This window comes from Streptomyces sp. NBC_01439, assembly GCF_036227605.1.
Classification (GTDB): domain Bacteria; phylum Actinomycetota; class Actinomycetes; order Streptomycetales; family Streptomycetaceae; genus Streptomyces.
Genome location: NZ_CP109487.1, coordinates 1,135,559 through 1,148,269, shown reverse-complemented (window position 1 = coordinate 1,148,269; position 12,711 = coordinate 1,135,559). Strand labels below are relative to the sequence as shown.

General features: G+C 68.7%; 13 protein-coding genes and 4 pseudogenes. 12 read left to right on the top strand and 5 right to left on the bottom strand.

From position 1 onward, the window contains the following. Position 1: 1 nt before the first annotated feature. The 6 genes and pseudogenes from OG207_RS05335 to OG207_RS05310 all read left to right on the top strand — a co-directional run bounded on the left by OG207_RS05335 (position 2) and on the right by OG207_RS05310 (position 4,523). Positions 2-319, top strand: coding sequence for a hypothetical protein (locus tag OG207_RS05335; protein WP_329096348.1), 318 nt, complete (start codon positions 2-4; stop codon positions 317-319). A gap of 162 nt (positions 320-481) precedes the next feature. After that, positions 482-1,258: a PspA/IM30 family protein gene (locus OG207_RS05330; RefSeq protein ID WP_329096346.1), complete on the top strand. Its 777-nt coding sequence runs from the start codon at positions 482-484 to the stop codon at positions 1,256-1,258. Further along, positions 1,255-1,533 (top strand): PspA-associated protein PspAA, encoded by a 279-nt coding sequence (gene pspAA / locus OG207_RS05325; RefSeq protein WP_329096344.1) that lies wholly within the window; start codon positions 1,255-1,257, stop codon positions 1,531-1,533. The genes OG207_RS05330 and pspAA overlap by 4 nt, the downstream gene beginning before the upstream one ends. Positions 1,534-1,584: 51 nt before the next feature. Continuing rightward, positions 1,585-2,090 (top strand): annotated as a pseudogene (locus tag OG207_RS05320) (universal stress protein); the annotation flags it as partial. A gap of 204 nt (positions 2,091-2,294) precedes the next feature. Then, entirely contained in the window at positions 2,295-3,896 is a 1,602-nt protein-coding gene (locus OG207_RS05315) for an ISL3 family transposase (protein WP_329096342.1), read from the top strand. Positions 3,897-4,004: 108 nt separating this feature from the next. Continuing rightward, on the top strand, positions 4,005-4,523 hold the full coding sequence (locus OG207_RS05310; protein WP_329096340.1) for a pyridoxamine 5'-phosphate oxidase family protein: 519 nt from the start codon (positions 4,005-4,007) through the stop codon (positions 4,521-4,523). Positions 4,524-4,553: 30 nt separating this feature from the next. Here OG207_RS05310 and OG207_RS05305 read toward each other — a convergent pair. Then, positions 4,554-4,720: pseudogene (locus tag OG207_RS05305) on the bottom strand (ATP-binding protein); the annotation flags it as partial. Positions 4,721-5,021: 301 nt separating this feature from the next. Here OG207_RS05305 and OG207_RS05300 point away from each other — a divergent pair. After that, the gene (locus tag OG207_RS05300; RefSeq protein ID WP_329096338.1) at positions 5,022-5,450 is read left to right on the top strand and encodes a DUF6086 family protein; all 429 of its coding nucleotides are present in this window, start codon (positions 5,022-5,024) and stop codon (positions 5,448-5,450) included. Positions 5,451-5,498: 48 nt separating this feature from the next. Here OG207_RS05300 and OG207_RS05295 read toward each other — a convergent pair whose 3' ends face one another. Then, on the bottom strand, positions 5,499-7,100 hold the full coding sequence (locus OG207_RS05295) for an ISL3 family transposase (protein WP_443072664.1): 1,602 nt from the start codon (positions 7,098-7,100) through the stop codon (positions 5,499-5,501). 264 nt (positions 7,101-7,364) lie between these two features. On the opposite strand from OG207_RS05295, the gene OG207_RS05290 reads away from it, so the two are divergent. The 3 genes and pseudogenes from OG207_RS05290 (at position 7,365) to OG207_RS05280 (ending at position 8,273) form a co-directional block, all read left to right on the top strand. After that, positions 7,365-7,760: a hypothetical protein gene (locus OG207_RS05290; protein ID WP_328786297.1), complete on the top strand. Its 396-nt coding sequence runs from the start codon at positions 7,365-7,367 to the stop codon at positions 7,758-7,760. Between the two features lie 115 nt (positions 7,761-7,875). Beyond that, positions 7,876-8,139 (top strand): annotated as a pseudogene (locus tag OG207_RS05285) (universal stress protein); the annotation flags it as partial. Beyond that, positions 8,136-8,273 (top strand): hypothetical protein, encoded by a 138-nt coding sequence (locus OG207_RS05280; RefSeq protein WP_329096335.1) that lies wholly within the window; start codon positions 8,136-8,138, stop codon positions 8,271-8,273. The pseudogene OG207_RS05285 and the gene OG207_RS05280, both read left to right, overlap by 4 nt. A 182-nt stretch (positions 8,274-8,455) precedes the next feature. On the opposite strand, the gene OG207_RS05275 is transcribed toward OG207_RS05280, so the two are convergent. From OG207_RS05275 to OG207_RS05265, 3 genes and pseudogenes are all read right to left on the bottom strand, one after another. Next, positions 8,456-8,590, bottom strand: coding sequence for a universal stress protein (locus OG207_RS05275; RefSeq protein WP_329096333.1), 135 nt, complete (start codon positions 8,588-8,590; stop codon positions 8,456-8,458). Between the two features lie 19 nt (positions 8,591-8,609). Continuing rightward, positions 8,610-8,816, bottom strand: a pseudogene (locus tag OG207_RS05270) (hypothetical protein); the annotation flags it as partial. 55 nt (positions 8,817-8,871) lie between these two features. Then, positions 8,872-9,807, bottom strand: coding sequence for a 1-phosphofructokinase family hexose kinase (locus OG207_RS05265; RefSeq protein ID WP_329096331.1), 936 nt, complete (start codon positions 9,805-9,807; stop codon positions 8,872-8,874). 1,140 nt (positions 9,808-10,947) lie between these two features. Between OG207_RS05265 and OG207_RS05260 the strand changes: the two genes are divergently transcribed. Continuing rightward, entirely contained in the window at positions 10,948-11,856 is a 909-nt protein-coding gene (locus OG207_RS05260) for a universal stress protein (protein ID WP_329096329.1), read from the top strand. After that, a complete protein-coding gene (locus OG207_RS05255) occupies positions 11,853-12,710 on the top strand; it encodes a universal stress protein (RefSeq protein WP_329096327.1) in 858 nt (285 codons plus the stop codon). Before OG207_RS05260 ends, OG207_RS05255 begins: the two co-directional genes overlap by 4 nt. Position 12,711: the final 1 nt, after the last annotated feature.

Sequence of the window (12,711 nt, the reverse complement as noted above, 5' to 3'; positions counted from 1 at the left end):
CATGGCGGCCGCCCTCGTCCTGGTTTGGGTCCTGATCGCCGTCCAGGTTCTGACCATCGCGGCGTGCGCGAGGTTGCTCGCCCTGCGCCACCGGCGGGACGCCTCGCGCCTGGCTCGCACTCTCCACCACACGGCCCCCGTCCTCCTGGCTGCCGGTGTGCTGCCCGTTCCCGCCCTCCTCGCCGCCGACGCACCCGCAGTCGCCTGGGGACTGTGGGGCGCCGGCACCATCGCCGCCGCCCTGGTTCATGCCGTCGGCGACACCTTGCGCGACATCCCCGGCCCGCAGGCGGCTGCCCGAGCCGGGAACCGATCATGACCGGCACCCGAGCACGATCAGACTGCCGCGTAAGGGGTGCGCCCGGACAATGGAAGAGGCGCGAGTCCGGCGGTGATTTGAGGCGGGCTGGTACCACGGCTGCACGGATGTCTCGGCCGATCGTTCCGGCGCGACGCCGCTATCGAGAGGAAGGCGGTTGCCATGACCAGCATCACCCAACGCATCGCCACCCTGTTCCGGGCCAAGGCGAACAAGGCGCTGGACAAGGCCGAGGACCCGCGCGAGGTCCTGGACTACTCCTACGAACAGCAGCGGGAGATGCTGCAGCGGGTGCGGCGCGGCGTTGCCGATGTGGCGACCAGTCGCAAGCGGGTCGAGCTGCAGGTGAGCCAGTTGCGGCAGTCCACGGGCAAGCTGCAGGGCCAGGCAGAGCAGGCGCTCGCGGTGGGGCGTGAGGATCTGGCCCGTGAGGCGCTCACCCGCCGGACGGCCGTGGAAGCGCAGATCTCAGATCTTGAGGGCCAGCAGGCACCCCTGAAGGAGCAGGAGGAGAAGCTCACGCTGGCCGCGCAGCGCCTGGAGGCGAAGGTCGACGCGTTCCGCACCCGCAAGGAGACCATCAAGGCGAGCTATACCGCTGCCGAGGCGCAGACCCGTATCACCGAAGCCGTGACGGGCATCGGTGAGGAGATGGGCGATGTGGGGCTGGCCATGCAGCGAGCCCAGGACAAGACCGAGCAGCTGCAGGCACGCGCCGGTGCGCTGGACGAGCTGATCGCCTCCGGTGCGCTGGAGGACGCCACCCTGCCGGCCGGACGTGACGACATCCAGGCCGAACTCGAACGCGTCACCGCCGACAGCGACGTGGAGATCGAGCTGGCCCGGATGAAGGCCCAGCTCCCGGCGTCCGCGGCTGCACCGGCCGTCGAAGGCGGCGGGACCAGGAAGACACCGCCGGACCAGGAGGCGACGCCATGATCATGCGGATTCTCGCCGAGGGCCAGTACGAGATCACCGAAGAACACCTTGCCCGGTTCAACGAGCTGGACTCCGCCCTGCAGACAGCCACCGACACAGGCGACGAGGCGGCGTTCACCTCCGCCCTCTCGGCCCTGCTGGACGCGGTGCGCAGCCTCGGCACACCGCTGCCGGACGACCGGATCACACCGTCCGACCTGGTGCTGCCCGACGAGACGACCAGCCTCACGCAGGTGCGCGAGCTGCTCTCCGGCGAGGGCCTGATCCCAGGGTGATGACGATGCGCAGCCGTTTTGAACCCGACCGGCAGCTGACCGCCCGCATGGTGGTCGATGATGCACGTGTCGCTGGGCCCGTTGCCGCTGGGTCCAGCCGAGGGCGGGCTGCACAACATGGTCGGTCGGATGGTGGCTGAGGCGGTGGAGCGTGCGCGTTCCGTTGCGCCGGAGGTGGAGGTCACCAACGCGGTGGTCACGGGTGAGCCGCTGACGGTGCTGGAGGCTCAGTCGCGCACCGCCGTGCTGGTCGTGGTCGGCAGCCGGGGGCTGGGCGGCTTCGTGGGCCTGCTGCTGGGGTCAACTGCGGTGCATCTGGCCGCGCACAGCCACTGCCCGGTCCTGGTCGTGCGGGACCAGCCAGGCCCAGCCCGACAGATCTCCTGGGCGTCGATGGCTCACCGGCCGGCGATGCGGCGGTCGAGTTCGCATTCACGGAAGCCGCCCTGCGCAACATCGGCATCGTCGCCCTGCACGCATGGACCACCTGGACAGTGGCAGCACCTCCACCGCAGGACCCGGCGATGCCGTATGTGTATGAGCCGGGGATGCTCGCGGCCGGTGTGGCCTTGTTCATGAGAACGGGGTTCTGGCACAGATCTTGGGGAGTCGTCGCGGAGCGTTACCTCAGTGTTCGATTGCAAGGAGACCGGCTCCTGTGTGACGGCGTACGCCTTGTCGTCTGACAGTCGGAGATGACGCTCCCTCAGGTGTCTGCTTGTCACTGATGGTGGAGCCTGTGGACGGTGATGGTGCTGGTCATGCAGACCGATGCACCGTTCTGGGATTCGCTGGTGTTCGACGGAATCGACGATGTGGATGTCGAGGCGGTCACAGCCGCGTTCGGCACGGTCGAGGTGGTGGCGAGAGGCCGCGCGGCCGGGGCTGCATGTCCGGACTGCGGCCGCTTCTCGGACCGGGTCCATGACCGCTACCAGCGCAGGCTGAAGGACCTTCCGCTCGCTGAGCAGGGCTTTGTGATCCGGCTGACGGTCCGGCGCTTCATCTGCGGGTCGGCGGACTGCCCGCGCAGGACGTTCGCCGAGCCGTTCTCCCGGCTGGCCGCCCCGCACGCACGGTTCACCACTCGGCTCAACCACGCCCTGGAGCGAGTGGGGCTCGCGCTGGCCGGGCGGGCCGGCGCCCGGCTGGCGGCCCAGCTGGGCTTCGGAGCCGGCCGGATGACCTTGTTACGGAGGGTCATGGCATTGCCCGATCCGCAGTGCGGTACTCCGCGCGTGCTGGGCGTGGACGACTTCGCGATCCGCCGCGGCCAGACCTACTCCACCGTCTTGACCAGCGTCGAAGACCATCGCGTGGTCGACGTGCTCCCGACCCGCGAGGCCGGGCCGCTGGCCGCCTGGCTGATTCGCCACCCCGGCGTGGAGATCATCTGCCGGGACCGGGCGGGCGCATACGCCGAGGGAGCACGACGCGGTGCCCCCGACGCTCTGCAAGTCGCCGACAGGTTCCACCTGTGGCAGAGCCTCGGCCGAGCCGTGGAAACCTGCGTTGCCGCCCACCGCGACTGCCTGCGCGACCCTTCGCCCAGCAGCATGCTGCCGGAGGCCATCCGACTGACTTCCGGCCGACCGCAGGACGACCCGGCGCCCATCGGCCCGCGGGCTGAGCGCAAGAAGGCCGCGCACGCCCTGGTCCACGAGCTCCTTGCTCAAGGTCACTCACGCCGGGCGATCGCCCGGCACCTGGGCTGGGGCCTCAACACCGTGCTCAGATACGCGAATGCCGCACATTGGCAGGACACCATCCGCGAGAACCGGCCCCGACCCAGCAGGCTGGACCCCTACAAGCCCTACCTGGAGCGCCGATTCGCCGAGGGATGCACCAGCGTCACCCGCCTTCACAATGAACTCGTTGTCGACAACGCACCCGTCACCTACCAAATGGTCCGCAGCTACATCGCCACCCTCCGCGGGGCTCCGGCCGGCGCGCCGCCCCGGCCTCCGACGGTGCGGCAGGTGACCGGCTGGCTCACCCGTCACCCCACCGCGCTGAGCGAGGAAGACCGCGCCGGCCTGAAGGATGTCCTGGCCCGCTGCCCCGAACTGGACACGGCCGCCGGGCATGTCCGCGACTTCGGCGAGATACTCAGCGACCGTCTGGGTGCCACGCTCCCTGCTTGGATCGACGCGGTCGACGCGGTCGACGCTAGCCAACTGCCCGGCCTGAGCGGCTTCGCACTCCACCTGCTTCGGGACCTCGGCGCCGTGACAGCGGGGCTCACCCTGGACTGGAGCTCCGGCAGCATCGAGGGCGCCGTGAACCGCATCAAGAAGATCAAAAAGCAGCTCTACGGTCGAGCCGGATTCGAACTTCTCCGCAAGATGATCCTGCTCCAGTAACGTCTGCGACTCCCCAAGATCTTTGCCAGAACCGAGATTTGACGGCACCGCCAGCTGTGGCTGACCGGGCTCTGGGGATCCAGGCGGTGAGGCATGGGATACTTGATCATGCCTGTGACCAACCCGTGGCTGTCTGGCCCGGCACCGAAGAAGCGGCTCGATCGAGAGCATCTGGAAGAGCGGATACTCAATCTGCTGTCGTCGCAGAACATGTGCGTACTGGCGACGGCAGGGCCGGAGGGGCCACTGGCGACGCCGGTGCGCTACTTCCACCTCGACTTCGCGGTGATGTTCACCGCCGCCCCGCGTTCGCCGAAGATGAGGAACCTTGCTGCGGACCCCCGGGTCTCAGTGGGGATTTTCGCTCCGCTGGTCGGGCAGGCAAGCAGCCGAGGTGCTCAGGTCTTTGGGCGGGCTCGCACGTTGTCCGAAGATGACCCCGACTTCGAGCACTACTGGTCGGCCTTCCGCTGGCAGTCCGACCATGTCGAGCGTTCGCTTTCGCTCGACGAACCGCCGTCGGGGCCTCTTGCCGTGATCGAGGCCGAGCGGATCGTCTATACCGAGCACTGGCTGCGGCGCGAGGGTTTCGCGCCGCGTCAGTTTTGGACCAGGTCCGGCCGGTAATTCCACAGCCCCGGCCAGACTGCTGGGCGGTCATACGGCCTTGGCCGACTCCTCGGCGCGTGCTCGGGTGCTGGCGAGGCGGTAGGAGTCGGTTCCGGTTCCGATGATGGTGCCGTTGAAGGTGAGGCGGTCGACGATGGCCGCGCAGAGGCGGGGGCGGCGAAGGTCTTGGTCCAGCCAACGAACGATGTGTCGGTCAGCATTACCGGCACCATCACCGTCCACAGCCGACCACGACAGCGACGAATCAGGGCCTGTGGGAGCATCGCCACCGGCTGTTAGACGGCAAGACGTACGGGGTCTCACACGACCCAGCCCCTCACAATCGAACGTCGAGGTGACGCTCCGCAACGACTCCCCAAGATCTGTGCCAGAACCGAGAACGGACAGCAGATGTTCACGACTTCGGGTTCTGGCTCACTTTCCGTGGAGGGCTGACTGACCGTAATGTCATGTGCTTGCGACGCTGGCCGGTATGACCAAAAGGGAGGGGCTGCATTGAGCCAGTACTACGACATGGGCGACGAGACCCTGTGGAACCCGTCCAACGGGGCCTCCCGGCTGTTCATGAGCCAGGTGAGTGTCTACGAAGCCGAACTGGGGCTGCCGTCCGGCATCGGACCCATGCAAGCTGACGAGTGCCAGATCGACCCCATCGCGTTCAAAGAGTTCGTCGACGCCCTGCTTGCGTGGCACCGGAGAACGAGTCACGCAGTCATGGCTGCCCTGTCCGAGGGCTTCGCCGCCACGATGCTGGTCCTGGCGGAGAGGGCAGGCATCGAGGTGAACTGGCAGCCAGCAGGCATCGCCGAGGACGGAGGTCTCAAGGATGTTCAGGTCCCGGCGGCCCCGGTTTCCTCTGAGGGGGCTTGGGCAGCCGCCCTTCAGTGCAAGTCACGCGATCTGGGTCGCTTCATGGCGGCCTGAGCCTGGTCTGCCCCGCGAAGTGCTTGGAAGCCATCAGAAGGCGATGTCCTATGAGTAAAGCAGCACACGCTTGCGGAGGAGATCGAAGCCGGCTCGGCCGAACATCTGGCGTTTGAGCATCTTGATCCGGTTGACGTGGCCTTCGACGACCCCGGAGCTCCAGGGCAGGGTGAGACCGGCGATGACCGCATCGCGGTCACGGTCGATGCCTGCGGCGAGGGTATGGAGGCCGGGGAGGTTATCTTGCCGGACGGCATCGAGCCACTGCGGCAGCCGTTCGCCCTGGCGCTCGGTAAGCATCTGGCCGAAGGAGCGGACGTGGCCGGTGAGGGCGTCCAGTTCAGGGCAGTGGACCAGAACGGCCTTGAGTCGAAGGTGCTCCGTCTCGGTGAGGGTCTCCGGCCGGCGGAGGATCCATCCGGCGACGACCCGGGGTGACGGTGGCCGAGCCGTGACGGGGCCTGGCGAGAGCCGCTTCTCCCGGAAGTAGGCGCGAACCCGCTGGTAGCTGCCCTGATAGCCGAGCGGCACGATCTCCTCCCACACCCTCCAGGCGTTCGTGCAGCCTTGGTTCCAGCGGTCATCCAGGTAGGGCTTGAAGGCATCGAGTTTGGATGGCCTGCCCTGCCACTGCCCCTGGAACAGTTCCTCCGGGGTGGCAGCGTCGGCCAAGAGCTTGACGGTGCGGGAGGTCATCCGGAGCTGGCGGCCGATCGCCCTCCGGCTGAGCCCGGCGGCCAGCAGTTCGTGGACGGTCGCATGGTTGACACGGGTGCGGTCGGCGAAACGGTGTCCCCTCGGCCAGGGCGAGCTGGAGGGGTCTTCGAACTTCTCCGGCTCGGGGGCAGGCTGGGCTGGATCCGGCGCCAGGACCTGCAGGCATCCGCGGTGGTCTGCGACGCACCGCTCTGCAGCCTCGCTCAGGTTGTGCCAAAGATGCCACCTGTCCGCGACCTGCACCGCCTGCGGCGCCCCGGCCGTGGCACCTTCGGCGAAGAACGGTGCCCGATCGCGGCAGATCACCTCCACCCCCGGCCGTTTCGCGAGCCAAGCTGCGAGGCTGGATGCCTCCCGATCGGGCAGCAGGTCCAGTGGACGCCGACTTTCGACGTCGACCAGGACAGTCCCGTAGTGACGCCCTTTGCGGGTCGCGTACTCATCGACGCCGACCACCCGCGGGGCTGGAACTTCGGGGTCGGGTAACGCTTCGACCAGCCGCAGCACCGTGCTGCGGCTCACGGACACGCCGAAGACGCGCGCCAGGCGGGCGCCGGCCCGACCCGCGAGCGCGAGGCCGACCGCGGCCAGCGTCGAACGCAGGCGCTCGGTCCGTCGGCCGTACCGACGGGTCAAGCCTGGCAGCTGTTCGGCGAAGGTCCGCCGCTCGCACGAGCTGACCGGGCAGAGGAACCTGCGGACGCGCAAACAGAGAGCGACCCGTCTGCCTCCGCTGGGCACATCAGCGGGAAATCGCAGGTAAGAGCTGTGAATCCGCCGTGACCAGATCCCGCATCCGGGACAGACGGCCCCGGGCACCGTGCTTCGGGCCTCTATACGTACCGCCTCGTCGTTCACTGCGACGGACAGCACCGTCACGTCGGTGACCGACGGGAACAGTAACTCCTCCAGCCGGAGCACCATTTCTTCCACGGGCCGAACTGTCAGCCACACCGCACCTGGTACGGGCCAATTCCGGGCAACTTCCCCAGGGCGCCCTCACCCGACAACCGTCACTCAGCGTGCATCCTCCACGGAAAGTGAGCCAGAACCCGACTTCGGAAGGCACTGTGGTCCGGCCCTGTTCGATCGCGGCAGCAGTGCTCGCGCCTCAACCTCCGCAGGCGTCGCGCTGTCCGATGCCGCCCCTCCACACCATCGAACACGGTTGCGGCGGCTGGATGCGATCCTGGACCCATGAACCATCTCGGCGAGGCGCACCTGCGCACCTGGACGCTGTACTTCATGGCTCTCCTGGCAGCCGAGGCCCAAGATCAGCTTGCCTGGCTGGGTGAGCGTGAACTGGAGACGAAGGACGTCGTCGAAGAGGTGGAGTTGCTCTGCCGTGTCTCCGAAGAACTCACGGGGCGCGGAGCCTTCGAGCCCGAGGATCTGCGTAATTTTCGGGCCATCGAACGTCGCCTCGGCAAGATCGATGCCACCTGCCGCGTCGGCCTCTGGGACAACGCTCTGACCACGGATCCAGCGTGGGACGACATACGATCTCTCGCCCGCCAGGTCCTCCTGACAAGGCTGGGCGACTGGCGTCAGCCACTGCCACGTGCCGTGCCCCCACACGCAAGCGATCACTGAGCGCGTCCAGGCGGCCTCTCGGGTCGCAACTCAGACAGCGTTCGAATGCCGAGTAGGCTCTGGTGCCTTCCGAAGTCGTGAACATCTGCTGTCCGTTCCCGTTCTCATGAACAAAGCCACCGGTGAGGAACGTCTGCTGGCAGAGGCGCTTGCAGGCCGGATGGAGAGGGGTCCGGGCATTGCGGTCGAGCACAGACTGGTGCGGGGCGGTGCCCGTGAGGCTCTCATCGAGGCGAGCAGGGGCGCCGGGCTTCTCATCGTCGGCGCTCGGGGCCGTGGCGGATTCGCCGGCTTGCTGCTGGGATCGGTCAGCCAGGCCCTTCTGCACCATGCGCACTGCCCGGTCGCCGTCGTCAGAGGAGCCGGTGCCAGACAGTGAGGCCGCCGACCTGCTCCGAGACCCCGACAGCCGCACAGATCACCGGAATGCTGTCGGCCGACGCCTCCGCCGGTGCCGTCCGGGACCGGGAGCACACCGGGCACGGCCGCTACATCGCCACCAGCGAGCGCTGAAAGGCGTCGGACAAGACAGGCCGCCGCTGATTGGGGCCACGACGCCTACGCCCGCCGCCCGGCCCTGTGGGCACCCTCCACGCGCGGGCCGGGCTCAGCGACCGGAGCGGCGGCCACAGTGGGCTTCTTCCCTGGTGGCGCACCGCTTCCGCCCTCCCGGGGTCCTGCGGAGCCGGGTGGCGTCACCCACGTACGATCACGACGGGGCACGGGGCGTGCAGGACGCATTCGTAGCTCACCGACCCCAGCAGCAGGCTTGTGTAGCCGCCCCGCCCCCCGCGAACCGACGACCAGCAGAATGGCGTCGCGAGCCGCATCCAGGAGGGCCTGCGCCGGTGGCGCTTTCACGATGGCGCACTCGATGACTGCCGGGTCGGCGTCGGGGACACCGTCCAGGGCCATTTCGACGGTTTGCTCGGCTGCCTTCTGTAGCAGCTCGTGCACGGATTCCGCGACAAGGTGAGCGATCTCGCCGCCGTGGTACGGGAACGACCAGGCATGTACCACTCGCAGTGTGCCGCCACGCAGGTGCGTTTCGTCCACGGCCCAACGCAGCGCCTGCCCCGACACGGGTGATCCGTCGTCAAGTGCCCTGGCGTCATGGATCGGTCTGGAACCTGATCCTCACCTGGGAGCGGAGGGTTCGGGCCATGTCCAGGTCGAAGGGTTCGGTGCTGGGTGTGAGCATCGCTGCGGCAGCCACGGCCACTCCCAGCGCGCAGGCGCTGACTGGGTCTTCTCCGGCTGCGAGCTGTGTGAGGAGGGCGGCGACCATGCTGTCTCCCGCTCCGGCATCGCTCAGGGGCTCGCCGGGCAGCAGCGGTGCGTAGAGCTCGGTGTGGCCGTGGCCGGTCGAGCACAGTGCGCCCAGCTCTCCGAGGGTGGTGACGGCGATCTCGGCGGCTCTTGTGGTGAGCAGGTGCTCGTTGAGGGCCCGGGCGTCGTCGAAGTCGCGTACGGGCCGGCCGGTCAGGCTTTCGGCCTCTGTCCGGTTGCATCTGAGCAGGAACACGCCCTCCGCGAGTGCTCCGCGAAGCGCCGGCCCGGAGGTGTCCAGGACCAGTCGGGACCCGGCTTCCTTGATACGGCGGGCGGCGGCCGCGTAGAAGTCGTCGGGCAGGCCGCCGGGCAGGCTGCCGCTGGCCACGACGTACGGGCAGTCGCCGACGGCCTGCACCAGCGCATCCAGGGAGCGTCGCCCCTCGTGGTCGTGCAGGTGCGGGCCGGGTGGCACGATGTGGTAGCCGCAGCGTGATTCGGCCTCGAACAGCACGAGTGCTTCGCGGGTCTCGTCCTCGATGTCGACGGCGACGTGGTCGATGCCCTCGTCGTCCAGCAGCCGGTTCAGGCGCAGGCCGACCTCGCCTCCGGCGGTGTGGAAGGCGGTGGCTCGTCCTCCGAGCCGCACGACATGACGGGCGACGTTGATCCCTCCACCCCCGGCGGCCACCGACCTGACCCGGGCACGGTTCTTGCCGATGCCCTCCAGGTGCCCGACCTCCCAACAGAGATCGACCGTGGGATTCATCGTCAAGGTGAGGATCGACGGCCCGGTGGCACTCCCGGATCCCGTTGCGCTGTCGGTACTCCTGGCTGTGGTGGGGTCGGGCGTCGCGGCCGTGTTCATCGCGGTGCCCTGGAGGCCGCGCCGGCCCCTGTCCGGCACGCCGGGTACTGGGATCGGCCCCACTCATGGCAGCCTGAGGAGACCGGGGCCTTATCCCACGCGCTGAGATCGATCCCGAGGGTGGCTGCGGCCTGGGAGAGCTTCGAGTCCTGACGATCGTGCTGGCCGTTGATCACATGAGGCCTTGTCATGCCCGCTGTCCTCTCGTGCTGGCTGCCGACGGCCGTTCTCAGCCTGGTGCTGTGGCTGCTCGGGCTTCGCGTACGGTGATCCTGAGCCGACCGTCGGCCAGGGACGCACGGCCCTCCTCGGTCCTCACCCCCTGAGGGGGGAATACGGCCCGGCACCCGAATCGGCCGGAATGGCGCGTGACGGACCCGTGGCCCACCCGGGAACCGGTGCGTGCGGCCGAAGGTCTCGTGCAGCTCCACCGGCCCACTGGCCCGGCGCCGCCCGGGTGACATCAACGTATTCACCTCCGTGGACAGCGACACGCCCGACCCGGCTCCCATACTGAAACAGTCTGACGTCACCTGCACTCCGGCTCACGGCCGGGTCTGTTCCTCGGCAGGTAGGTCTAAAGGAGCATCGGGTAGCCGGTGACCGCTGCGGCATTCGGGCAAGATCCTGGTGAAGTTGGTCGGGCAGGTCTGGGTCGAGGCACCCGGGAGCCGCGCAGGCAGCTTGGGTGGGCGCAGCCACCGTCGATTCGTCGACCTCGCTCCCGGGAGAGGTCCAGCTGGGCACGGACGACATGGTTGGCGACGCTGCGGCATGCATCTCGAACCGTGGCCGAGCATGACGAAGGACGCCAGCATGGCGGCGGCCTCGCAGAATTCTCACCATTTCACCGATGCCCGCCGACGAGCGAGGGCTGAACGGTCCCATCCAGGGGCCGGGATGGCCATGGCCCTCGGGCGGAGCGGCGGCGCGCGGGACGATGGGGACCTTTGGTCCCGATCGCGGTCCCGGGCGGCCCTCGCCCGGGCGCGTCGGCAGTGCCACCGTGAGTGGTGTCCCCCGTCGGCTTATCGGTTGGGAGGAACCGTGGAAAGCGCTTTCCGCACCCCGGATGCGAGCTCAGTGGTTGTTGGCGTCGACGGCTCGAACGCGGCACGTACGGCCGTCATGTGGGCGGCAGCAGAGGCCGTACGCCGCGACCGCCCCCTGCACATCGTCTACGGGGCCGACACCGACGGCAGGACCCTCTACCTGTCGGCGGAAACCGTTGAACGGGTCCGCGCCAACGGCCGGGAACTCCTGGACGAAACGGCGACGGCCGTTACCGACCAGTACCCCGGTCTGCGCGTGAGCACGGAGTTCAGCCGAGCCGACGCCGTCAGCACCCTCCACCGGGCCGGCGCCCTGCACGGCACCATCGTGGTGGGCAATCGCGGCGTCGGCGGATTCGACTCGCTCATGCTCGGCTCGGTCGGCTTGGACGTCGCGGCCGCCGCCATGACCCCGGTCATCGTCGTCCGCGGCATCGACGGGGCCGAGGAGACCGGAACCGTCCTCGCCGCCATCCGTGACGAGCACGACCTCCTGTACGCCCGCTACGCCGCGTGCGAGGCCGTACTGCGCAAGGGATCGCTCCGGCTCCTGCACGTCTGGAACATCCTGCAGTCCGTAGGCCTGGTGGCCAGCATGCTCGACGACGTCGACGAGATTGCAGGGAGGCACGCGGAGGCCCTGCGTGCCGTCACTGACGCGGTCCGCGACGAGTTCCCCGACCTCGAGGTGCGGGCCGACGCCGAGAAGAGCATCTCCGTGGCCGGCGTTCTGGTTGAGGCCTCCCGTCACGCCGACCTGCTCGTCATGGGCGGCCGCCGGGTCCCCGGCGCCCTCGGGATCACCCGCAGTCTGGGCAGGGCCACGCATAGCGTCCTGCACCACGCGCACTGCCCCGTCCTCCTCATTCCCCGGATGGGCAGCGACTTCGGGAGCAGGTCATGACAGGCCGCAAGGGGCACGACATCGTCGTCGGGATCGACCCGGCCAGGGACTGGCATCTGCCCCTGGCCTGGGCCGCCGACGAGGCGCACCGCCGTCGGCTTCCCTTGCGCCTGGTGCTCGTGGTGGCGCCGCAGCACGACACCCACCACGTCGACGACACCCCCGGCCACATGGCCCTGCGACGGGCGGGAGCCGACAGACTCGAGCAGGCCCGCAACTGGGTACACGCCCGTCACCCGGAGGTGGACGTCACCGGCGACCTGCTCCACGGGTTCCCCGCCCCTGCGCTGGGCAGGATGGCCAAGGAGGCCCGCATGGTCGTGCTCGGCTCGCGACACCTGAGCCGCACCGCGGAGTTCTTCAGCGCGGGCTCCATCGTGGTCCCCGTCAGCGCCCAGGCCAGTTGCCCGGTCGTCGTCGTGGGCGAGGGGGAGCACATCAGCCAGCAGCCGCCCTACGTGGTCGTCGGCCTCGACGGAAGCGCATCAGCCACGGCCGCGCTGGCATTCGCCTTCGACGAGGCAGACCTGCGCGGAGCGGCGCTCCGGGTCGTCTGCGTGTGGCAACCAGCCCTGTTCATGCCGAACGACGAGGAAGTCGCCCTGCGGGCACAGCGCGCATTGCTTTCCGAGGCCACCGCAGGCCTGTCGGACAAGTATCCCGACGTGCACGTCACCCACGAGGTCATGACGGGCCACCCGGTCGAGGAACTGGCGCGGGCGGCAGAGCACGCGCTGGCCCTGGTGGTAGGCCGCCGGGGTCGCGGCGGATACACCGGTATGCGCCTCGGTTCCGTCGTCCACGGCCTCCTGCACCGTGCGCACCGCCCTGTGATCACCGTGCCGAGCGAATGAC